Source organism: Oceanospirillum sediminis, assembly GCF_014164585.1.
In the GTDB taxonomy this organism is placed as follows: Bacteria; Pseudomonadota; Gammaproteobacteria; order Pseudomonadales; family Halomonadaceae; genus Oceanospirillum; species Oceanospirillum sediminis.
The window spans coordinates 1-22,941 of the sequence record NZ_JACJFM010000029.1 but is presented as its reverse complement, the minus strand read 5'-3'; the positions used below and the strand labels follow the sequence as shown (position 1 = coordinate 22,941).

Here is a 22,941-nt window from a genome sequence, read left to right as displayed (position 1 = left end):
TTATTTTTCGGGAGCGAACCAGAATGGAAAGACGTACTTTTTTGCAGGCTCTGATCAGTTTTCCAGCTGCTTTTTCTGTTACTGCTAAGGCTGATCATCAGTCAGACGATAAGATTGTTCCTCTTGAACTATCTGAGAAAGAGTGGCGTAACAAATTGACGAAAGAACAATTTTATATTCTCAGAGATGAAGGTACAGAAAGAGCATTTACCAGTCCATTAAATGACGAGAAACGTTCAGGTGAATACCGCTGTGCCGGGTGTGATTTACTGTTATTCACATCAGATATGAAGTATGACAGTGGAACAGGCTGGCCCAGCTTTTTTCGTGTTGTTGACGGCCATATCGGAACATCTGTTGATTTTAAGCTGATTTATCCGCGTACAGAATATCACTGTGCCCGTTGTGGAGGGCATCAGGGGCATGTGTTTAATGATGGGCCTGCTCCAACCGGAAAGCGCTGGTGTAATAATGGTATAGCGCTGCGTTTTGTTCCGGCATAAATAACTGAATACCCGAACCTGTTAGTAAGCCCGTGCTGGTTACTTTTCTTCTGTCTGTCAGAAAATACCCACTGTTCATCGTGGGTGTTTTTTTGCGCTTGCGAAATGGATTTTCTAAAAAGGTAACTAAAAAGATGGTTAACGACTACAAAATGATACAAAAACAGTGGTATTTCTTGGACTAAAGTAGAGAGTAAGGGAAAGGAAGCAACACGTATCATGGTGCTGCGTACCCTATACAAAAACAAGAAATACAATCCTGTACAGGCAGGCGGGAGCATAACAACATGAGCCAGAAGGCCAAATCTAATACACTGGTGACTCTTGTCACCGGTATACCATTATTGGGTGCTATCATTTATGGCATAACATCGGGGGATCTGAGTACGGGGTTTGGAATTATCCTGATTATTGCCGCTTTGATTGCTTTATCGACCTCTTTTTTCAGCCGTTCCGGCGTATCTTCTTCTCATTCTCTGTTACATGATCTGATCAGTAAAGAAGATCTTTCGACTGACGATCTGGTCAGAGTCAGAGAAAGTGTACGCTCTCAGGGGCTAACGGGTACTCCTCTGGGGCGATTTATCGCTGGCTTTGCTAAGTTACGTCTGATGGCACAATCTTTGGCGGGTACTTCAAGTCAGACCGCTATATCAACAGCAGAAGTTTCCTATCTGGCTGATAAAATGGATAAGAGGCTTGATGTACAGCAGGAGGAGGTTGAAAAGGTAACAACCCGGGTTGAATCCATTACAGTCACCATGCATCAGGTGTCTGTGAATGCGAGTAGTGTGACAGAGCTGGCGACTCAGGCTAAGGAGTATAGTTTTACCGGGAGAGATGAGCTACAGGAAGCCATTGACCAGATGAGAGATATCAGCTCCCGAACCGATCATGCGCTATCACTGATCAATGAACTGAATGAAAAGTCGGTTCATATTCAGGATGTTACCAGGGTTATTGAAGGCATTGCTGAGCAAACAAATTTGCTGGCATTAAATGCTGCTATTGAGGCGGCACGTGCTGGTGAGCACGGTCGTGGTTTTGCGGTAGTTGCGGATGAGGTGCGTAACCTGGCCAGTCGCACAGCAGACTCTACCCAGCAGGTGGGTGAAATTGTTCAGGAGATCCAATCCAGTACACAAGAAGTGGTATCGACCATTGAGGATCTGGTATCCCGGATTTCATTCGGATCTGAAAAAGTTGAAACGGTTGGTAATCGTCTGGGCGATATGGCGAATCAGTTTGATGAAGTCGAGCAGCAAATTAGCGGGATTGCTGAAGCCGTCAGTGCAAGTCATGGGCATATTGAAGACATCTCCGCTTCTATTGTTTCTCTGAAAGATGAAATTACAGAAGGCAATAGTCAGATGCACACCCTGTCAAAGCAGGCCGAGCAACTGATGGAGGGTGCAGAAAAGATGACCGCAGAGCTTGCTCGCCAGGCTGGAGATGGTCAGCACAGGGATGCTTACATGGCTTGTCGTGATGGTGCAAAACGAATCGCAGAGGCTTTTGAGCGAGCTGTATCAGATGGCACTCTGAGTATGGATGATCTTTTTGATCGTAATTATCAACCGATACAGGGCACTCACCCCCAGAAATATTCAACACGCTTTGATGCTTTTACTGATCGTATTTTACCTTCTATTCAGGAAGATATTTTAAAAACCAATGGTTTTGCGTATGCAATTACAATTGATGATCATGGTTATGTGCCGACGCATAATAACGGCTATAACCAGCCAGAAACCGGAGACCCTGAGATTGATCTGGTGAAAAGCCGCAGTAAACGTATCTTTAATGATACCACAGGGTTACGTAGCGGTCAGAATAAAGAGAAATTGTTACTACAGACTTATAAAAGAGATACTGGAGAGGTACTGCACGATCTTTCTGTTCCTGTACTGGTAAATGGGCGTCATTGGGGAGGATTCAGGGTCGGTTATTTACCGGGTTAACAACTAATACGAATAGTCTGAAGTATTATGAGAAAGGGCTACAGGTTTTCTGTAGCCCTTTTTTATTTCTGGAGCTGTATGTAGTAGCCCTTTGCCTGAGTTTAAGCTACTGCCTGCCAGAAGGTTATCTGCCTGAGGCATAAAAGGATACGGCATATCCTCTTGCCTGAGCAAAATAGTAGTAGCCCGGATATATCACGGCTTCCGGCCAGATCTCGGGAGCAAACTTATGAGAGTCATACCTTATGGTTGAGCTTCTGGCCAGAAAACTGAGACCGTCATCTGTAGCAGAGTAAAGCGAAAAACGTCTGACAGGGTTATTCTTCAGACTGACGGAATTTTCCCACGCTCTGAATGGATAAGGGGGCCAGGGATTGCCTGTATCAGCTGTGTACAACGATGTAGTTGTACTGCTTTTAGAATAGGAGCCGTGTGTACTATCCGGATCGGTATCATCAGTAATGTTAACACTCATGCCGTTGGTTTGTTTTCGGATCGCATTCCACTGGGTATCTGAAAGGCGGATAAATAACCCTTTTGCTGCTTCTTCAGACCAGTTAAGCTCAAGCTCATCCTCGATATATGCCTGGTTGCCGAGGGTATTGGTTTTCATATTCAGAGCTAACATGGGTATCTGAGCGTAACCACTATTCTTCACCAGAGTACTTCCGTAGCGGCAGTGGGTGATGAATGAATCCAGAGGACCATCGCCATCCACATCCAGTCGGTATAATCCACTGCCTTCAGCGGAGAAAGAGGCTTCTATCTCATGACAGATCCTGCCTTCACCCAGAATGTCTGAAGGATACTCCGGATCGCTGTATGGAACTTCAGGAACGGGTTCGGTCAGTGCCAGAGTAACATTGCCTTCGCTGCCAGCTAACGATTCTCTGGCTTGCATTCCCTTAGATCTGGCCACAAGGTAAAACATATTCTCAAGATCACGAGCCATAATGGTGGCCTGACCCTGTTGATCTGTAATGGCTGCTAATTCGCCATTCAGATAGATTTCGGTCCCTGGTTGTATGGCCTGGAGGTTATCCTGAGTATTGATTGTTAATGCCCGATAGCTCTGACTGTCTGTGTAGTTACTCTGAGGTAGCGCAATACGGCAACTTAGCTGAGTGATACCTGACGCTGAGTCACTATCGGCACAGCTACTGATGAGTTCACCTTGTTGGTAGACGCTGGCAAAAAACAGGTATTTTGCATCTTCTAATGGCTGAGTAATATTCCAGCTTACTCTGTTATTTTCGTCAACTTTCGCCAGATCCGGCTGGTACTGGATCAGATTGGTGCCATCAGAAAAGAGCAGGCTGACAGAATAGCCGCTATCGTGCGTCATCATTTCTGGTAACGACAGAACCATCAGAGAGGGTTCAACCGTCTCCTGATTAATGGTCAGATCCAGAGTCAGTGGTGTGGCTTCCAGCTGAGCTGTCTGGTTGCTGCTCAGGTATACAGTGTCACTCTGGTTCAGATAACCGGCAAGATAGTTACCATCCAGAACCCGGATTGTATTCAGAGACAGGCTGTCTGCGTTAACAGCAAACTGAACCGGATCGGCATAGGTATTTTGCCTGAAGCTTGAGACCTTATTATTGTAACTGACTTCCAGTACCGGTTTTTTTAACCGGTTCAGCTCTTCTGCCGAAAAACCTGTACTCATATATTTCAGGTTATCACGGGTGGTTCGATAGTCACTGAGCTGAGTAAGTGGAACAAAACCACTGGTGACGTCGGGTAAAGGAATAGGCTGAGTTGTAAATACAGGGTCCAGTGCCAGTTCAAATGTTCTGTATCTGACAGGCATACGGGATGGAAGCTCACCAAAATATTGCGCATCCCCTATGTTCGCAATAATAGATGCACTTTCGTAATTCGTTTCAGTTTCATCCTCTGCCGGGTCGTTGTACAGCAGATTGAAAATATCTGTGGTATTGACCAGCTGACCCTGGTCATTTAATTCCGCTGGCCAGTCGATGACCCGAATTTTATCAAAGTTGGTATCTTCTATTATCAGTCTGGCCTGTACTGACTGAGCCGGTTGCTGGCTTAGTTGTCTGGTTTGTGCGGCAGATGTCGATGGTTCTGGGAAGGCCTTAATATAGGCGTTAAACTGTGTTGTGCTGGTCAGAGGTTCAGGCGCAGGTTGTCGGATCGTATCCGTTGTATCTGTGTTGCCTGTTGTGTCGCCACCAGAACTTCCTCCGGAGCCGCCATTACAGCCAGCCAGCACAGAGGCCGCAACAGGAATTAAATACCATTTCAAATGTTTCATAATTAGTCCTTTATTTATTTGGCTTGTCTTACTTAATTTGTGAGAGCAGACATGGGGATTTGCTGAAGTACACGTCCTCCTTTCGTTATTGTTTCATTTCAGAGAAGGGATAAACTGACATGGCATCATCCGGAATATAGACTTTCAGATAGTCTGCTTCCTGTTAGCTGTTCCGTGTTGTCTTTCTTATCCGCGGTATTTACTGCCGGAGCCGCCATTGCATGCTGTGAGCAGAATACTGAAAATAAGCAATGTTATTAAACGAAGCGGGGGGTATGGGGGCGAAAAAGCCTTAAAACAGAGCATTGCGTAATCCTTCATGCAATTTCATTATCAAAGATTCTAACAGCGATAATGACAGTCCTTTGTACTAATTATCAGCACATCCTGTAACAGAATGTCTGGCTGATCACTTTATAGGTAAATTTGCTTTCTGGACATAGTCTTTATTATTCATCGTTTTCAATTTCAGCCGCTGTATTTAAAGGAGGATAAATGTGAAGGTTACATTTTTGGGGACATCATCTGGCGTGCCAACCCGACAAAGGAACGTATCAGCAACGGCTATTCAGCCGGAGGAAGGCAAGGACTGGATTCTGGTTGATTGTGGTGAAGCAACACAGCATCAGCTGTTGCACTCAGAGTTATCACCGCAGAGACTCAGAGCTATTCTGATTACCCATATTCATGGTGATCACTGCTATGGCTTGCCCGGATTGCTGGCTTCCTGTCAGTTGAATGGTCGTACTGATGCCCTGACAATCATAGGCCCTGAAGCCGTTCTGCAATATTTACGGGCTGTAATGGTTTTCACTCAGTTGCATATTCATTTTCCTCTGCAGTTTATTGCTCTTGATCGTGTCTCAGACAGTACTGCTCATATGCAGCTTTTTAGTCAGCTGGATATCCATGTGAGCGAAGCTGCAGAATCAGGTGCCAGACCTTTATTATCGATTGCGGGGTTTGATATCACGGCATGGCCCCTGAATCATAGAGTTGATTGCTGGGGCTATCGTCTGGAAGAAAATAATGTCCCTCTTAAACTGGATGTTGAACGTCTTCGTCGTGATGGTATTACATCCGGAGCTCACTTTGCCCGGTTGCAGAAAGGACTTGATGCGATATACACCGATGCGGACGGAGTAACACGTACTCTGAGTTGCCAGAATTACACCGGGCGATCCCGGTCTGCGCGAGTTGTTGTGATTGCGGGTGATAATGATAATCCGGAATGTTTGCGGGGTGCTTGCGATCAGACTGACCTGCTAATTCATGAAGCAACTTACACGGAAGATGTACTGGGTAAAGTCGGTCCAGGACCTGGTCATAGTTGTGCACGGCAAGTAGCCTCTTTTGCTGAAGTGCAAGGTCTGAAAGCGCTTATTCTGACTCACTTCAGCTCCCGATACCTGTTTAAGGCGACAAAGCCTGCAGACCGATGCATTGATGAAATTGAGCAGGAAGCACGATCTGTTTATGCAGGGGATCTTTTTCTTGCAGAAGATCTGGCCAGATTCAGTATCGACAGAGAAGGGAGGGTGACTCGTGATGGGTAAAAAGAACAGACTGGAGTGTTTCCGGGTGATGCCAAAAGTAACGCAATCTGAGGTTTCTGGTGTCCTTTGGTAAAAAATATGCCATAAAGTGTGTGACTTTGCTCAGAAATCAGTAGGACATAATATTCAGTTTTTGTTATTGTTCCCGCCTGTTTTCCCCTCAACTGCATAAATTAGATACAAATACTCTTAAAAAATAACAAGCAATCGGAAAAGACCTGTCTGAGGGCTGCTTATTATCGCCCGGTAGTCGTATGTTCCGTTTGGTCCTATTGGTTCTAGGAGATGACCATGGATACTTTGTTAAATAACTTGTCTACCCGAACAAAGGTGATGGGCAGTACTGCAATTCTTTTAATCATTCTGTTGTTGACTTCATTACAAGCCATTTTCTCAATGTCAGAAATTGGAGATGAGCTGGAGTCCATTACATATCAGGATATTGCTCTGACAGAAAAAATTACTCTGGTCACAGAGCATCAGCTGGAACAGGCTATCCATTTCGAACGTGCTGTGAAATACGGTATTTTACTGCCAATAGCCGGTTCTGAAGGTTTTAAATCTGTTGATCCTGGTAATGTACGTCAGCACTTTCAACAGGAACAATCTGAATTTTCAGAGCTGAGTCAGTTAATTGGCCAGGAAATAGCTCAGGCCCAGAGCATTGCCAGTGAGGCGGTGAATAAATCGCATACCGCTGAAGAGAGGCAGGAATTCAGTATGGTTCTGAGTAAACTGAGCGATGTGAAGCAATATCATGCTTCTTTTGAGCACAAGGCCAGCCAGGTATTTAACTTTCTTCGTAGTGAACAAACGGAGGCAGGAGAACACCTTGCTGAGAAGGTTGAAAAAGAAGAAGAACAGCTGGATGGAATCCTGAAAGGCTTGTTAAAAGAGATTGAAACTTTTACTTTTCAGGCTTCAGAGCGTGCTGTGCAGCATGAAAGAGAAGCGCTTAGCGTTCAGGTCACCAGTATCATTATTGCCATGCTGGTTGGGCTGATACTAAGCTGGATTGTTGTCAGAAATGTTGTTTCCCGTCTGGAAGCAACAGGTAAAGAGATGAACCGGATTGCAGGCGGTGATCTGACCGTAGCCATTAACGTCCAGGGGAAAGATGAAATTGCCCATTTGCAACAGACCATGATTGGTATGCAACAGGCGCTGCGCTCTATGGTGCAGAAGGTTCATGATGTGACGCGCCAGTTATCCGGTGCTTCCGATGAGCTGGCGCAGATTATGTCTGATACCAGTGCCAGCACTCGTCAGCAACAGCGGGAAACAGAACACCTGGTTGCAACCCTGAATAACATGGGACAGACCGTTAATCATGTAGCAGAGAGTGTCAGCTCGGTATCGGAGTCAGCCCGTGAAGCTGACCGTGAGACTCGTAGCTGTGATGCTCTGATGACTAATGCTGTCAATGATATTAGTGATTTGTCTTCCCAGTTACAGCAGGCTTCTCAGGATATTACGGCGCTGGAGTCTCAGGCTGAGACGATTTCCAGTGTGCTGGAAGTGATTCGTGGTATTGCGGATCAGACTAACTTACTGGCATTGAATGCGGCGATTGAGGCGGCGCGAGCTGGTGAGTCTGGTCGTGGTTTTGCCGTCGTTGCCGATGAGGTGAGGGTGCTGGCCGGGCGTACTCAGGAGTCAACCCTGGAAATTAATACTATTATTGAGCAGCTACAGGACGGAGCTCGTCAGGCGACGGGCAGTATGGAACAAAGTCGTCTGAAAGCCGGAGATGTGGTCTCTCAGGCTGAAGAGGTTGGTCAGTTACTCAGCAATGTCGCTAATATTGTCAATGATATCAGCAGCCGGATCGCTGCTGCATCAGAAGAACAGAATCGGGTGGTACAGAGTCTGAATCAGAAAGCTGTCAGTGTAGGTGACTGGGCTCATCAGAATGCAACGGCTGCGGAGCAGACTGCTGAAACCGGTGCTGAACTGGCAAAAATGGCCGATGGTCTGAAGCAGCTGGTATCTCACTTCAAAGTTTGATGTATTGTGCTTCCTGATGTTGCTAATGCTGTGATGATTGTTTAATGATGGCAGGGGATGATAAATCTGGCAGTGCTGTTTCACTGATAAAATGAATACAGTACTGCCAGAAATGCGATTGAATTGAGCAGAGTATGTTCTGGGTGATTACCTGGTTTCTCCTGATCAGGCCTGAAAAGTTTTAATTCAGATCTGATCTGCCTCATTGTAGCTATTCACCCGGATATACTGACTCAGAGCTAGAGGCTGACGCTATATGTCAGCATAGCGTTAGCCGGAGCGCCATAACCGATATTGTTTTTCCCTGTGCCTCCGCCCGTTGCTCCGATATGCCATGTCTCATCCAGAACATTATTCAGATTCAGCTGAATTCTGTGTGGCCCGGTCTGGTAGGCTGCCATCAGATCAACAACAGTATAAGCGGGTAAGGTAGCCGCTTCATTGGATACTGTCCGGTCTGATACGTAACGAGCCCCGCCACCAAAGGTCCAGTGAATATCAGGAGAGTAGCTGCTCCAGAATGAAGCTGTTTTTTCTGGTACATCATTTGGACGCAATCCAGTGGCTTTATTTTCAGCATCCAGATAACTGACTCCGGCTGTAATTTGCCATTGTGGAGTGATTATGCCACGTAGTTCTGCTTCGATCCCCTGATGACGCTGTTCATCAACAGAGGTCACAATACCTTCGGCGCTGGTACTCGGAGTATCTTTATCAATCCGGAAAATAGCCGAGTTCAGCTGTAATCTGTTATCCATCAATGCCAGCTTGAAGCCCGCTTCAGTGAGATCACTTTCCTGTAAAGCCTGTTTTGTCGGGGAAGTATAAATTCCCGCCCAGGGCACCTGATAGGACCGTCCCCAGGTGGTATAGAGGCTCAGATCATCCGTTGCCTGATAAACTGCAGCCAGTCGGGGACTGAATTCAGACTGTTTAAATGATGTTTTGCTGCCACCGGCAATGCGGGTTGTTTCAATGCTGTCATAGCGAACGCCACCGACCAGTTGAATATCCGGAGTCAGCTGGTAAATATCCTGCATATAAACAGACTGGCTCTGCACTTCATTATCGCTACTGGTTGCCGGGTCAATGACCGGATTAATCTGAGCTCTGGTATCCGGGTTATCCAGACTTGTTGTTGCCAGTGTCAGGTTGCCCATCGCGAACGTCCGCTTCATCGTGGCGGCTTCTGCACCAAGCAGCCATTTATGGGCATCATGCTGTCCGGTCAGCTCACTTTGCAGGCCATAATCTTCCTGAGGGTCATAGTGGAATGTACGAATGAAGCGTTCAGCCTGATAGACATCAGTGCTTTGAATACGGGTGCCTGACTGAGTAATATCAATTGTGCTGTAATGCAGTCTGTTTGTCAGCGTCATCTGATCGGAAATGCGGGATTCTACTGACAGAGCACCATGCAGCGTTTTGTTGTTCTGGCGATCGCTCTGGCTGCCATAGAATTGGCTGCGTGGAGTATCAATGGGTTGGCCATCAACGGAGGGGATACCGCGATAAGGTTTCTGATCCTGATCCAGGTATTCCATATTCAGATCTATTGTATGGTCAGCACTTGCCTGCCAGCGAAGGCTCGGGGCTATAAACAGCGTATTGCCATCGATATGATCGACAAATGAGTCCTGCTGCTTGTATTCCAGATTGATGCGGCCATTGATGTTCTGGCTGAGCTGATCACCCAAATCCGCTTCGATGCCTGTATGATTAAAGCTGCCTGCACTGAACGTCAGGTCACGCACAGACTGGCCATCCGCTTTCTTTGTTACCAGATTCACCAGACCTCCAGCAGAGCCCCTGCCATAAAGAGCACCAGCTGCACCTTTAATGACTTCAATCCGTTCGATATTAGCCATGCTACGGAAGCCCTGATTACCACCCGCATCTCTCAGGCCATCCCGATAGATATCGTACATGGCTTCAAAACCGCGAATAGTAAACTGATCCCGGGATCCTTCTCCCAGAGTCAGAGCAATGCCCGGAACATGTTTTACCGCATCAGATAACTGTAATACTCCACGCTCTTCCAGTTCCTGTTCTGTAACAACAGAAACCGACTGTGGCGTCTCTTTCCAGCTCAAAGGCATTTTCAGTGCGCTCTTGTTTTCAGAGTAAGCACTTTGTTGCTCTGTGACAGTGATTTTTTCCAGCTCTGTCTGCTGAGCAATAGCCGCCTGACTACCCAGTATACAGGCTACGGAAAGTGTCAGTGGATGTAGCAGAAATAATTGGGTACTGCGACAGATTTGCTGATCTTTTTGTGGGGTAAAGCGCATGGCGGATGCCTCATTCGATATGAATTTTCGGGCATCATATATAATTGGCGCCAATCTGTAAATGTAATTGATAAATATTATCGTTTGTTTTTTTGGGCGAAATCTCTCTGTGCAGAAGCTCAATTCTGCGTGATTGGCATGTATTCGGTTTCGCTGGCTCGTTTCCAGCCGGTTAAATGCAGGTAAATCAGATGCTCCAGCCGTAACAGGTCTTTATTCTTAAGGGCTTCCACCATAGCAAAGTGTTCCTGGCAGGCGCGTTCAGAAGCCATCGGCTGGTGCCAGCCCGGTTTACTGACCCGTAGTCCTTTTTCTCTCAGCAGGCGTATTTCCTCTGCCAGAAAAGGATTGCCACAAAAATCATAAAAGTATTTATGGAATAAAAAGTTACTTTCTATCTGGGATTGAGTGTCGCCAGATAGTAAAGAAGCCCGGAAGGTAATCGCCTGCTGTTGCAGTAACTCCATGCCCGCTTCAGTGATATTCTGCATGACCTTGCGACAAGCCCCTTGTTCCAGTAGTAAGCGGGTTTCTGTAATCTGCTCCCGCTCTTTCGGACTATGCTCTTTTATTCTGTGGCCTTTGTAGGGAACGTGTTCCAGTACTCCTCGTTTAGTCAGCTCTTCCAGTACCTGGCGTACGGTAAAGCGATTGACGGATAAGTGGCGCTCCAGTTCATTCTGTCGCAGAAATACTCCGGTTTGCCAGCGGCTGATCATGATGTCGTGCTGTAGCAGGTTTGCCAGCTGTTCAATACGCTCCTGCTGAGATTTTCGGCTGTCTGAGTCGGATGGGGATGTCACGCGATATTCTCCTTGCTATGTCCGGGGGCAAAATATTCGGGAAGATTAAGCAGTTGCAGGCAGAGGGTCAATGTTTTTTGGCGCCAATTCTGCGGGGTAGCATCATAGAATGGTTCTGCCAGCCTGATTTCTCTTAATCCGGAATCACGGGTTTGCTCTATTGGATAAAAATACAGTTTTTGTCCTTTGGCTGGCTGTGCTCTATCCGGGGCATCAGGTACAATTGAGCTTCTGTTTTGTGGGAGTGATCATGCTTACCGATGCCATCAAGTCAGATATCCAGTCTGCTTACTCAACATTTCTGAAAAATCGTAGTCTCAAAGCCCGTCACGGGCAGCGATTGATGGTTGCTCAGATCGCCCGGACACTGGGTGGGATTCAGACCAGCAGTGATGGAATTCGTACATCAGGTCCTCATGTATGTGCTGTTGAAGCCGGTACCGGTACCGGTAAGACTCTGGCTTATCTGGTAGCAGCACTACCGGTTGCCAGAGCCAGGGATAAGCGTATTGTGGTATCCACTGCAACGGTAGCCTTGCAGGAACAGCTGATATTTAAGGATCTGCCGGATCTGCAGAAAAATGCAGAAATTCACTTTAAGTACGCGCTGGCTAAAGGGCGTAGTCGTTATTTGTGCCTGACCCGACTGGAACAGGCTCTGGAAGCCGGGACTGCAGAAACGGCGCAGACGACCCTGTCTCTGTTTGACGAATGGATGCAGGCCAATACTTCTCAGGAAGCTCAGGCTTTGTATCAGGATATGGCTCAGCAGTATCTGTCAGGTCGTTGGGAGGGGGACAGAGATAGTTGGAAAGATACTCTGGAAGAGCCGATGTGGCGCAGAGTGACGACGGATCACCAGCAATGTACTAATCGCCGCTGCAGTAATTTCAGTGGCTGCGCTTTTTTTAAAGCCCGTAATGAACTGGATGGTGCGGATATTATTGTGGCCAATCACGATCTGGTTCTGGCCGATCTTTCTCTGGGGGGAGGGATTGTGCTGCCTGACCCTCAGGATACAATCTATATCTTCGACGAAGGCCATCACCTGCCGGATAAAGCGATTGATCACTTCGCAGGAAGTTTTCGTATTAATGCGTCTTTGCAGTGGTTGCGTTTGCTGAAAAAATCCCTGACAGATCTGAATGCTGAATTAGCGAGTGATGATCTGATTGTTCGTCAGCTGAATCAGTTACCAGAGATTCTTAATAATCTGGAAACTGAACTGGCGGAGTGTTATCGCCAGTTGCATGAGATTACTCAATTCTCTCCGGAAAGTATGGATAATGACGTACGTCCTGTGTTCCGGTTTGAAAAGGGGATTGTACCGGAGAGTCTGGTGACTCAGGCCATGAACCTGAAAATCAGTTTTGCTTCCTTATGTCAGAAACTGGAAGTGATGGTCAGACAACTGAAAGATGGTATGGATCCGGATGCCAACAGTCCATTAGGTAAAGCTGAAAGTGAGCAGTGGTTGCCGTTGGCGACTATGTTGCATGGTCGTGCGGTGGCCGCCTGGGAACTCTGGGGAATGTATGCGCAGCCTCAGGCCGAAGATACCATGCCGGTAGCCCGCTGGATTACCCTGCAGAATCAGCAGGTTGATATCGATCTGGAAGTGTCCTGTAGCCCAATCAGCGCCGCTGGTACTCTGGCCAGTAAACTCTGGCAACCCTGCTTTGGTGCTGTGCTGTCATCTGCTACTCTGACGGCTCTTGGACGATTTGACCGTATTAAAACCCGCACTGGGTTACCAGAGGATGCGGATTGTCTGGTGGTGCCGAGTCCTTTTGATTTTAATACTAATGGTGTACTGGAGATTCCTGTACATGCCTGTGATCCGGTGCAATCAGACCTGCATACTGCACAAATTGTCAGTTATCTGAAATCAGGTATTGACCACTCGGCAGGAACCCTGGTGCTGTTCTCTTCCCGACGCCAGATGAGGGACGTACTGGACAAATTACCGGCAACACTGGTGAATGAAATTCTGGTACAGGACGATATCACTAAGCAGGTTCTGCTGGAACGGCATAAAGCAAGGGTAGATAAAAAACAGGGCAGTATTATTTTTGGCCTGGCCAGCTTTGCTGAAGGTATTGATCTCCCCGGAGATTATTTAAAGCATGTCGTTATTACCCGTATACCATTTTCTGTGCCGGATGATCCGGTAGAAAAAACCCTGTCTGAGTGGATTGAGCAAAAAGGCGGTAATCCCTTTATGCAAATTACAGTACCTGATGCCTCAATCCGCCTGGTACAGGCCGTAGGTCGTTTGCTCAGAACCGAAAGTGATACCGGAAAAATTTCTTTGCTGGACAGACGAGTATTGACGAAGCGTTATGGCAAACAGTTACTGGATAGTTTGCCGCCATTTCGTATGGATGTGCACTGAGTTGCTGTCTCTTCCAGGGCCTTTGCTCTGCACGAATGTTTATGAGAGTTTGTTTTTATGAATACCAGGGATATCCCCTGGTCGTTTTAGGGTTTAGCTGAGTGTTTTTCAGTCGTTTCGTCAGCTAATATTGATGGCACATGGAGGTGATGTGGGGTATGACTGGCACGGATGCCAACTCCCTCCCATCTCAATGGCTTCATGTCCTTCTTCTCTGTTGTATTTCCTTGAATTTCTTTGTTTATCATCTTCTTTTCTTTGATTTTTCCAACGTAATCCCTTATTGATATTCAGATGTATTGACTGTTCGAATACTGGCGGTTTGTGTTATCTGTCTGGATATTTGCAGAAAAAAAGATTTTGGCTCTGTTTTTTCCTGATAAATAAGATCCATTTTCTATGCCTGATCTACTAATCTAGTGTTGCTTGCTAAGTATAGCGTTGACTGAAAAATATCTTTCTGATTTTCAGTTCGCAATACTATGATCCAGTCACTTTCTTTGTCTGGTAATAAAAGATAAAAATTCTAACTAAGAGGGTACGCTGCTGTGTAAATGTAGCAGATGGATGTACCGGCTTTTTTCTATTCAGGAGACAATCATGGCACGCGCTGCTAAGGCAACGATTAATCTGGCTGCTTTAAAGCAGAATTACCTGTTAGCAAAAGAACTTGCGGGTGGTAAACAGGCTGCAGCAATTATTAAAGCAAATGCATATGGCCATGGGGCTGTTCAGGTTGCCCGTTATCTGTCCGATGTGGCCGATGCTTTTGGCGTCGCCTGTATAGAAGAGGCTATGGAGTTAAAAGATGCAGGTATCGAGCAGCCTGTTGCTTTGTTAGAAGGTTTTTTTACTGCGGATGAACTGGAACTGGTTAATGAACATAAACTGATCACGGCTGTTCACAGCGACTGGCAGGTTGAAGCGATCGCAAGTACAACATTCGATCAGCCAGTCACAGTCTGGGTGAAATTTGATTCAGGTATGCACCGATTAGGCTTTGATGCTGACGGTTTCCGCCAGGCGCTGCAGACATTGAAGGAACTACCGCAGGTTGGGCAGCTGGTTGCTATGACTCACTATGCCTGTGCTGATGAGGTTGAATGTGAATATACTCAGCAGCAGTTGAATAAATTTCTGGCTGTGTGTGCTGATTATGATTTGCCGGTTTGTACCGCGAACTCGGCTGCTATTCTGCACTGGCCTGAAACTCATGGCAAAAACACCTGCACGGATTGGGTTCGTCCCGGTATTATGCTGTATGGTGCCAGCCCTATGGATCAGAATACTGAAAATAGCCAGCGTCTGCAGACTGTAATGACACTATCTTCTGCTCTGATTGCCGTTCGGGAGCTGGAACCTGGTGAACCGATTGGTTATGGCCGACGTTTTGTGACTGAGCAACCAACAAGAGTAGGGGTTGTGGCGATGGGGTATGCCGATGGTTATCCCAGACATGCCAAAGACGGTACTCCGGTTGCTGTTAACGACAAAATGACCCGGATTATCGGAAAAGTATCTATGGATATGATGACGGTAGATCTGACAGATTTGCCTGATGCTCAAATAGGTGATCCGGTTGAATTATGGGGAGAGCAGGTTGATGTTAATGACGTAGCTTCTTGTGCTGATACCATTGCGTACACTTTATACACTGGTATTACCCGCAGGGTTCCTCTTGTGTATAAGAGTTGAATCGATAACTTATTCAAGTGCTTAATATCAACTAAAGCAGATGATTGTCCATCTGCTTTAGTTTTTAGGGCTGGCGGCCATTTTCAATGAGGATATCATTTTGTCTGTTGAGCTTCCCAGGCCGCTATCAGTTCATCAACAGGTATGCCATTAATTGTCATCTGTTGCAGAGTGCTGTTTCTGATTTCGACACATCCCATATAGACATCATCAAAGATGACATTCTCCATGTTGATATTATTAAATGTCGTACCGCTTAGATTAGTGTTGTTAAAGCGGCTATCAGCCATGTTGACGTCATCAAAGTCTGAGCCGCTGATATTTACATTTTCCAGTTTAATCATGGCGTTTACTTATCCCTTATACTGCTAATGTGTAACCCACTGAGAGTAATCGATATTGCGGGATTGCATTCCTGAATCAAAGCTTTCTGATAGTCGTTGGTCAACTGGTGATAGAAGCCAATACTGCCAGCATAGTAACTTTGGCTTATCAGGCATTCAGGTATCTTACGAATCCCTGTCAGAAAGCTCTACCGTTAAAATATGCTTATTTGGGTTACTGAGTGTGGTTGCGACAAGATACTGTCGCGATTAATCTTTCGGTCAGCTTTGTCGATGTAATTTGTGATCTGGTACAGATACTGGCCGATAATTCTGTTTTCTTTACAAATTTTATTGTTTGAGAGCTTTAAAAATTACCAGCGCACGCTACAGTTAGAGCTGAATAATTAATTTTTATGGATCTGCCAATGCCCAGGAAAAAATACCCTTTGATTTATTTCGTCACACTGCTGTTTATGGGGCTGACATTCCAGGTTCAGGCCGTATCTAAACCAGTGGGAACACCGATACTTATGCTAATGCAGGATTCGCAGCCTAAGTATATTCTGCAGAGAACCGGAGTGTCCGGGTTATGTGGAGAGCTTTATCTGGCCATTCAGCGTCATTTACTGCTGGAAAGCATTGAAAGCAATATCGTTGAACAGTTTCTGCCTATTAAACGTATTCTGACGATGGTGGAGCATGAAGAAGATTATATTTTTTGTGGTGCTGGTCGGGATAAAATGAGAGACCGTCGCTTTGCTTATGCCAAGACGCCTGTCTATCATGTGAGTAATGTGCTGGCAGTACATCAGAAGGATCATTCTGATCCTGAGTCTATACGTGATATAGCCAAAAATGATGGCATTGTTGGCGCGCTTTACGGTACATCTTCTGCGGACTTTCTGAAAGCAGAGCTGGGTTCTGAGCAGGTTAATGACACTTTTACAGATATTGAGTCGGGTTTAAAAATGGTAGCAAAGCCTCCATACCAGATTCGATACTTTTATTACCACGATCTGGGGCTTAATTATCTGACAAAAGAATCCGGGTTGCCGCTCAGAGTATCCTCCACTCGTTTCAGAACGGTACCCCAATGGCTGATTTACAGCAAAAAAATGGATAGGAAAAAAGCCCGTGCTCTGGAGAGAGTGCTACAGAATATGAAACGCAGCGGTGAACTGGAGAGTATTGTCGGTCGTTATATTTTCTGAATCTGAACCATTTCCTTATTACTGCCTTCCCTGATCAGGCTGACCTGCGGAGATCTCTGCATGGTCAGCTTTTTTGTATGTATCAATATGTATTCAACGTAATAGCAGGTAATACAACACCTGTCTTTTGCCTGATAAACTTTTTTATAGTTCGCTGAGTAAATGTTCTAAAAGGGTTTTTCTGATTTTTTGTCATTATCTATCGTTGTATGAATGTTGAATCTCGAACTGAAGTCGAATTGCAAAAAAACATGTTTGTAACAAAATGTATCAATGGTCTGGATGACTGGTTATATAGATATAACAAATAACTGGTGGTTGCTAAACGGAGCTTTTACCTGATGCACCAGTACTCTTATTTGCGCTAAACATCAGGATTTCAGATATGCCAAGAAAAATTCCAATTATTCAGCTACGTCCTGGCATGAAAGTCGTCAAAACAGATATCAGCTGGGACAAAATGCCTTTCTGGCAATCACCTTTTATTGTCAGCACTTCTGAAGATATTGTTCGTCTGACCACGTGCTGTGCTGAAGTATTTATCGAATCTGAAGAAGATAAGATCAATCAGATAGCAACTTCTGACACATCATGTTCGGCCGTAATATCAGCGGAGTCTGATGCCCGGACACAACAACAGAAAACCGCTGTTAAAAGTGATGGTGTGGTAAAGGAAGCGTATAGCGGTGTTCAGCAGGAACAGTTACGAACAAAGGAAGTCCGGGGAAAAACAGCGAACAGGCAATCTCTTAAAGTTATTTCGGCTAGCACAGATAAAAGTATATTAAGGGAAAAAATCACGGTTAATTTTGCGGTGCAGAGCTACCATAGAACATTATCTGTACTGAAACAGAGCTTTGATCAGTTACGAATGGGAAAGGCATTACAGGCTGATCTGCTGGAAAGCAGTATGATGCCCCTGATGATGTCTTCGGTTGCCCGACCAGAAACTCTGGCAATCATTTGTAACCTGAAGGAAGAGAAGAATACTCTGGAACAAAAATCTCTGGATGTGGCTGTTTTATGTCTGATGTTTGGCCGATCTCTGGGCATGAACAAAAAACAGTTACAGCGCTTAGGTATGGCGGCGTTATTGCACGATGTGGGGATGTTGAAAATCCCGGCACATATTCTGAAGCAGAAAGATACATTATCTTCAGCACAGCGCGTTCATATGCAAAAACACGTTGAGCATAGCTGCAGGTTGATGAATGTATCAGAGAAATTGATCCCTCTGAAATCGATTATTGCCTTTCACCATGAGCGTTACGATGGTCAGGGGTATCCAAGAGGAATTAAAGGAAATCGAATTCCTCTGGAGGCTCGGATTCTTGGTCTGGTGGCTACATACGAAGCGATGATTCGTCAGAGGGAGTATGCCCAGAGACTGAGCACCACTCAGGCACTACGTGATCTTTATCGCCTCAGAAATAAGGCTTTCGATAGTCAGCTGACTGAGCGTTTTATCAAGTCCATGGGTGTTTATCCGCCTGGTACCCTGGTACAGCTGAATAATGGCTATGTAGGGATGGTTGTTTCTGTTAATGAAAGCCTGCCTTCTCGCCCTTGTGTGCAAATGGTATGTAACCCCGATGGTGCAACTCTGGATAATCCAGAACCGATCAATCTGGCCAGCAAGGACTATATTAAACTGCAAGTGGCCAAAGCGCTTGAACCGGATAAAGTGCCTTCCGAGGCCCTGCAGCAAATCAAAGATAACCTGGGAATCGCTGCTCAGGCTGCCTGAGTAAAAGCACAGTGAACCTGTTTATGGCAGAAGGCTTTTTTGGTTGGCTGGCATTAGCGTCTGTAAACGCAATGCTCGCTCATTATCTAATCTGTTTTCTTGTTGGTATAAGCGCAACAGGTCATCTGGTTCAAGCATCAGAGCAAACTGCTTGTAATATTCCTGCCTGATACGCAGGGACTGGCTTTCTATCTCAAAAAGTGATGTCAGTACCTGCAGAGAAAAAACATTGCTGTTCTTGCTTGAAGACTCCAGTTGATGGGATTGAAGAAGATTACTCTTGTCTGTCAGTTGTTTTTTCTTGTTGTAATATTCGTCGTACAGGGGCCAGAATGCTGTAGCCTGCTTTTCAGGTAAACGCAGTATTCTCTGTAGCACAATTTTAGGATCTCTTTCTTTAATGTTCAGTGCTTGTCCCATATTCTGAACGCTCATCAAAAGACGGTTATCTTCATTAGCCTGTACCGACAGTGTTGGAAGTATAGAAAATACACTGGTTATCAATAAATTCCTGATCATAAGCCTTTGTAACCTGCCTTTTTATCCTCTGTTTATCTTACGTCTTCTGGTAATGGTTTGATATCGAAATAGATCGCCTGTAACCAGAGAAAATTCTGTCTTTGAAAGGTAATAGAGTGCTTAAACCGGTAATGCCTGATGAACTGTATCAGAAATATTGGGCCTGTTATTTTTCTAATATTGGGACTTTATGGAGGACCATATGTGGCCAGAATAAGTGACGTATAAATGTCTGATTCGGGAAAGGGAAAATGAACACAGCATTGCCGGAGCAATCGCTCTCTGAACAGAAAGCCGGTTTGGCTTCATTACAGACAGATGAACTGCCTCATGGCAGTAAAAGTACTGTCCGGCGTGGAGCAAAACGGGCCAGTTATAAAAAATCAGAGATTTTTCATCTGCTTGATGATCTGAAGCTGGCGCATGTCGGGTTTATCTCAGATAACTGTCCGGTCATTATTCCAATTACAGTATGGCGTATTGACGAAAGTATCTATTTTCACGTGGCGAATAAAAGTCGATTGCAACGCATACTGGAGCAAGGACAGGAGGTTTGTTTGTCTCTGGCGGAGTGCTCTGAATGGGTAATGGCTAAATCAGCTTATCATCACAGCGCTAACTACCGATCTGCTGTTTTGTATTGTACGGGGGAGCGAGTGACAGATGATCAGGAGTTTGATGAGGCGTTTAAATCCGTGATTAATGAACTGGAAGCAGATCGCTGGCAGCATTTGAGGCCTCCCAGCGTATCTGAGCGCAAAGCCACTGCGCTGATGAAGCTAACAATTATTGAGGGCTCGTTTAAATCACGTTCAGGAGGCCCATCCGAGGACCCGCAAGATATAGAGCTGGACGTCTGGCATGGTGTATTACCTGCTGGTAGCTGCCCATTTCATAGAATGAATGAGTGATTATCTGGCCTTTTTACAGGTTGTCAGCCAGCAAGAAATTACTGAAATAGCCTGATAATCGCGTACACTTCAGATAGAGACACTGTTGAGGTGCTATAGCGTGTTAGTGCGATTAATTCTGTTTTGTTTTTTGGTGGCCGGTGTTTGCTCCGTCAGAGTGCAGGCTGATACCCTGGTTGTTGGTCTGGCTGATGCTGACTATCCACCGTTTTATTATGAAACCGATCAGGGGTTTGAAGGCGCTGCAGTAGAAGTTGCTGAAGATCTGGCTCGGGCAACGGGGCATGAACTCATCTATAAACGTTATCCCTGGCGGAGGGTGCAGCATAATCTGAATGCCGGTGTTGTGGATATGGTGATACTGTATTTCAGAACCGCTGAACGAGAGCAGGATGTTATTTATACCGATAGTCCTCATTTGAAAGAGCGCAGTTCACTGTTTGTGCCGGTTCATCTGGATATTCAGTTTAATGGGGAGCTGGGTTCTGTCAGTCAGTATCCCTTTTATGGTGTCAGAGGGTATTTTTATGGGGATGCTTATCAGCATGCCGCGTTTCTGAATAAATTTGAAGTCAGTAATGAACCTGAATTGATCAGAAAAGTGGCGAACCCAAGATTGAATCTTATCGGCATTGGTAATAAACCCGCATTAGAGTTTTATGCCCGGAAGCTGGGCTTTGAGGGGCAGATTCGCTTTCTGGCCCCCGATCTGTATGAAGGTGATAACTATCTGGCTTTCTCCCGTGCAAGAAAAGATGCACGACAACTGGCCCGCGCCTTTTCAGAACAACTGATCGTCTATAAAAAGAGTAAAAGGTACTATCAGGTGTTGGAAAAATACGGTATCCGACCATAAACGCGGATAGATCCGAAGGTAAAGCGGCAAGTTTGTCTGAAGCGTCGTTATACCAGATAGAAGACGCTGTAAAATGGATCAGATCTCATAAACCGGTGGGTGCTAAAATAAGATCTGACCCTCTTTCTGCTTTACGGCATTTACAGACCTAATTTATCTGCAACATAATCAGCATCTTTATCACCACGACCGGACAGGTTGACCAGGATTTTCTGATCCTTTTCCAGTGTTGGTGCGACACGAATTGCCCAGGCAACGGCGTGCGCGCTTTCCAGTGCAGGAATAATGCCTTCAACGCGGGAGAGTGTCATAAAGGCGTTCAGACACTCTTCGTCTGTGACGGATTCGTACTGAACGCGACCCAGATCTTTCAGATAACTATGCTGTGGGCCAACACCCGGATAATCCAGACCGGATGCGATGGAATGAACAGGCATAGGTTCGCCGTTCTCAGTCTCCAGCACGTAGCACTTCATACCATGAATTTCACCAGGTTTACCCAGTGTCAGAGTCGCTGAGTGCTCGTCTGTTTCAAGCCCTTTACCGGAAGGCTCTACGCCCACAATGTTGACATCTTTATCTTCCAGAAAGGCTGTAAACATACCCATCGCATTAGAACCACCACCGACACAGGCTGTGATATAGTCTGGCAGCTGGTTATGTTTTTCCTGGAATTGCTGGCGAGCTTCGGTACCAATAATACTCTGGAAGTCTCGTACCATTTTCGGGAATGGGTGAGGGCCAACAACAGAGCCAATGGCATAAATATAGTTGACCGGGTCTTTCAGGTACTCTTCAAATGCGCTATCAACCGCATCTTTCAGGGTTGCCGTACCACGCGTCACTGGTACCAGCTTACAGCCCAGAATCTTCATTTTGGTAACATTAGGATGTTCTTTCTCAATATCCACCTGCCCCATATGAATTTCACATGGGATGCCTACCAGAGCACAGGCCGTAGCCAGAGCAACACCGTGCTGACCGGCTCCTGTTTCGGCGATCACTTTAGTTTTGCCCATATGTTTGGCCAGCAGAGCTTCACCCAGGCAGTGGTTGATTTTGTGAGCACCGGTATGGTTCAGGTCTTCTCGTTTCAGGTAGATCTGAGCACCGCCAAGCTGCTCACTCAGGCGAGATGCGTGGAAGATAGGGCTTGGGCGACCCACATAGTCAGCAAACAGCTGTGCCAGCTCATTCTGGAACCCCGGAGTCTGACGAATCTCTTCATAGGCGTCATTGATGTCGTCCATGATTTTTTTCAGTTCTGGCGGGATAATCTGGCCGCCGTATTCGCCAAAGAAGCCCGCCGCATCCGGCATCGGGGCAAAGTCAAACTTACTCATAATTTTCTCTCAATTGTTCTGGCTTTGTTGCTGTCAGTTGTTTTACCGGAATAAGCCTGATCTGAAACGGGCCTGTCATCGGAAAAGGACTGCAGTCTTGCATATATGAACTTCTAAATATAAAGCGGTAAAGTAAGATTTCCAACCAGCAGTTTGTATTAAGGTAATGAAATTAAAAAGTTTTAGGGTCACCAGGTTGTTTCTTCTGGCTTTCAGAAAACTGAATTTTTGCCAGATAAGTACAAGGTATCATCAGATGCTGGACAAATCTGATCTCAGACCGTAAAACGCTCATGTATACCTGGACCGCAGTATTTTGATGTTCATCGGTTAGTTATCGGAAAAAGTGACTTTCGCCAGGAAACTGTCGTTCAGGCGTTTAATCCAGAGCATAAATCAGAGGATTGTTGTGATAAAAGCCGAAAAGCTTTATTTCTTCCGTTGGGATCACTGCTGTCCGGTTTAAAAAAACGGAAGGGGCTGGAGAGCTTAACCTCTGGGGATTACGGTAAAATAGCAGTTGTCGAGACAGCATTTTA

Annotated in this window: 16 protein-coding genes; 10 read left to right on the top strand and 6 right to left on the bottom strand. The window is 45.8% G+C overall.

What is annotated here, in order from left to right:
* The first annotated feature begins 23 nt into the window (after positions 1–23).
* Positions 24–503: a peptide-methionine (R)-S-oxide reductase MsrB gene (gene msrB, locus H4O21_RS17920; protein WP_182810256.1), complete on the top strand. Its 480-nt coding sequence runs from the start codon at positions 24–26 to the stop codon at positions 501–503.
* A gap of 287 nt (positions 504–790) precedes the next feature.
* Positions 791–2,464: a methyl-accepting chemotaxis protein gene (locus H4O21_RS17915; RefSeq protein WP_182810255.1), complete on the top strand. Its 1,674-nt coding sequence runs from the start codon at positions 791–793 to the stop codon at positions 2,462–2,464.
* Between the two features lie 124 nt (positions 2,465–2,588).
* Here H4O21_RS17915 and H4O21_RS17910 read toward each other — a convergent pair whose 3' ends face one another.
* Positions 2,589–4,745: a hypothetical protein gene (locus tag H4O21_RS17910; RefSeq protein WP_182810254.1), complete on the bottom strand. Its 2,157-nt coding sequence runs from the start codon at positions 4,743–4,745 to the stop codon at positions 2,589–2,591.
* A 497-nt stretch (positions 4,746–5,242) separates the two neighbouring features.
* On the opposite strand from H4O21_RS17910, the gene H4O21_RS17905 reads away from it, so the two are divergent.
* Together H4O21_RS17905 and H4O21_RS17900 are read left to right on the top strand one after the other, a co-directional pair.
* Positions 5,243–6,301: a ribonuclease Z gene (locus tag H4O21_RS17905; RefSeq protein WP_182810253.1), complete on the top strand. Its 1,059-nt coding sequence runs from the start codon at positions 5,243–5,245 to the stop codon at positions 6,299–6,301.
* Between the two features lie 291 nt (positions 6,302–6,592).
* A complete protein-coding gene (locus H4O21_RS17900; protein WP_182810252.1) occupies positions 6,593–8,308 on the top strand; it encodes a methyl-accepting chemotaxis protein in 1,716 nt (571 codons plus the stop codon).
* Positions 8,309–8,547: 239 nt separating this feature from the next.
* Here H4O21_RS17900 and H4O21_RS17895 read toward each other — a convergent pair whose 3' ends face one another.
* Positions 8,548–10,596: a TonB-dependent receptor gene (locus H4O21_RS17895; protein WP_182810251.1), complete on the bottom strand. Its 2,049-nt coding sequence runs from the start codon at positions 10,594–10,596 to the stop codon at positions 8,548–8,550.
* 119 nt (positions 10,597–10,715) lie between these two features.
* Positions 10,716–11,399, bottom strand: a complete 684-nt coding sequence (locus H4O21_RS17890) for a GntR family transcriptional regulator (protein WP_220495723.1) — start codon at positions 11,397–11,399, stop codon at positions 10,716–10,718.
* Positions 11,400–11,559: 160 nt separating this feature from the next.
* Between H4O21_RS17890 and dinG the strand changes: the two genes are divergently transcribed.
* Both dinG and alr read left to right on the top strand, forming a co-directional pair.
* Positions 11,560–13,794: an ATP-dependent DNA helicase DinG gene (gene dinG, locus H4O21_RS17885; protein ID WP_306667897.1), complete on the top strand. Its 2,235-nt coding sequence runs from the start codon at positions 11,560–11,562 to the stop codon at positions 13,792–13,794.
* A gap of 600 nt (positions 13,795–14,394) precedes the next feature.
* Positions 14,395–15,489, top strand: coding sequence for an alanine racemase (alr, locus tag H4O21_RS17880; RefSeq protein ID WP_182810250.1), 1,095 nt, complete (start codon positions 14,395–14,397; stop codon positions 15,487–15,489).
* Positions 15,490–15,584: 95 nt separating this feature from the next.
* Here the strand turns inward: alr and H4O21_RS17875 are convergent, their stop codons facing one another.
* Positions 15,585–15,833 carry a pentapeptide repeat-containing protein gene (locus H4O21_RS17875; RefSeq protein ID WP_182810249.1) on the bottom strand — a complete coding sequence of 83 codons (249 nt, stop codon included), beginning with the start codon at positions 15,831–15,833 and terminating at the stop codon, positions 15,585–15,587.
* 407 nt (positions 15,834–16,240) lie between these two features.
* Here H4O21_RS17875 and H4O21_RS17870 point away from each other — a divergent pair, with 407 nt between their 5' ends.
* Both H4O21_RS17870 and H4O21_RS17865 read left to right on the top strand, forming a co-directional pair.
* Positions 16,241–17,026 (top strand): substrate-binding periplasmic protein, encoded by a 786-nt coding sequence (locus tag H4O21_RS17870; RefSeq protein WP_182810248.1) that lies wholly within the window; start codon positions 16,241–16,243, stop codon positions 17,024–17,026.
* A 385-nt stretch (positions 17,027–17,411) separates the two neighbouring features.
* Positions 17,412–18,773 (top strand): cyclic di-GMP phosphodiesterase, encoded by a 1,362-nt coding sequence (locus H4O21_RS17865; RefSeq protein WP_182810247.1) that lies wholly within the window; start codon positions 17,412–17,414, stop codon positions 18,771–18,773.
* Positions 18,774–18,794: 21 nt separating this feature from the next.
* Here H4O21_RS17865 and H4O21_RS17860 read toward each other — a convergent pair whose 3' ends face one another.
* Complete coding sequence (locus H4O21_RS17860; RefSeq protein WP_182810246.1) at positions 18,795–19,292, bottom strand: hypothetical protein; 498 nt, start codon at positions 19,290–19,292, stop codon at positions 18,795–18,797.
* Between the two features lie 251 nt (positions 19,293–19,543).
* Here H4O21_RS17860 and H4O21_RS17855 point away from each other — a divergent pair, with 251 nt between their 5' ends.
* On the top strand, positions 19,544–20,203 hold the full coding sequence (locus tag H4O21_RS17855) for a pyridoxamine 5'-phosphate oxidase family protein (protein ID WP_182810245.1): 660 nt from the start codon (positions 19,544–19,546) through the stop codon (positions 20,201–20,203).
* Between the two features lie 100 nt (positions 20,204–20,303).
* Positions 20,304–21,059 (top strand): substrate-binding periplasmic protein, encoded by a 756-nt coding sequence (locus tag H4O21_RS17850; protein WP_182810244.1) that lies wholly within the window; start codon positions 20,304–20,306, stop codon positions 21,057–21,059.
* A gap of 140 nt (positions 21,060–21,199) precedes the next feature.
* Here H4O21_RS17850 and trpB read toward each other — a convergent pair whose 3' ends face one another.
* The gene (gene trpB / locus H4O21_RS17845) at positions 21,200–22,402 is read right to left on the bottom strand and encodes a tryptophan synthase subunit beta (protein ID WP_182810243.1); all 1,203 of its coding nucleotides are present in this window, start codon (positions 22,400–22,402) and stop codon (positions 21,200–21,202) included.
* Positions 22,403–22,941 lie beyond the last annotated feature (539 nt).

What these genes read in the sequence shown, in the direction of transcription:
- msrB (WP_182810256.1), top strand. Translation starts at nt 24, where the DNA reads ATGGAAAGACGTACTTTTTTGCAGGCTCTGATCAGTTTTCCAGCTGCT.
- H4O21_RS17915 (WP_182810255.1), top strand. Translation starts at nt 791, where the DNA reads ATGAGCCAGAAGGCCAAATCTAATACACTGGTGACTCTTGTCACCGGT.
- H4O21_RS17910 (WP_182810254.1), bottom strand. Translation starts at nt 4,745, where the DNA reads ATGAAACATTTGAAATGGTATTTAATTCCTGTTGCGGCCTCTGTGCTG.
- H4O21_RS17900 (WP_182810252.1), top strand. Translation starts at nt 6,593, where the DNA reads ATGGATACTTTGTTAAATAACTTGTCTACCCGAACAAAGGTGATGGGC.
- H4O21_RS17895 (WP_182810251.1), bottom strand. Translation starts at nt 10,596, where the DNA reads ATGCGCTTTACCCCACAAAAAGATCAGCAAATCTGTCGCAGTACCCAA.
- alr (WP_182810250.1), top strand. Translation starts at nt 14,395, where the DNA reads ATGGCACGCGCTGCTAAGGCAACGATTAATCTGGCTGCTTTAAAGCAG.
- H4O21_RS17875 (WP_182810249.1), bottom strand. Translation starts at nt 15,833, where the DNA reads ATGATTAAACTGGAAAATGTAAATATCAGCGGCTCAGACTTTGATGAC.
- H4O21_RS17870 (WP_182810248.1), top strand. Translation starts at nt 16,241, where the DNA reads ATGCCCAGGAAAAAATACCCTTTGATTTATTTCGTCACACTGCTGTTT.
- H4O21_RS17865 (WP_182810247.1), top strand. Translation starts at nt 17,412, where the DNA reads ATGCCAAGAAAAATTCCAATTATTCAGCTACGTCCTGGCATGAAAGTC.
- H4O21_RS17860 (WP_182810246.1), bottom strand. Translation starts at nt 19,292, where the DNA reads ATGATCAGGAATTTATTGATAACCAGTGTATTTTCTATACTTCCAACA.
- H4O21_RS17855 (WP_182810245.1), top strand. Translation starts at nt 19,544, where the DNA reads ATGAACACAGCATTGCCGGAGCAATCGCTCTCTGAACAGAAAGCCGGT.
- trpB (WP_182810243.1), bottom strand. Translation starts at nt 22,402, where the DNA reads ATGAGTAAGTTTGACTTTGCCCCGATGCCGGATGCGGCGGGCTTCTTT.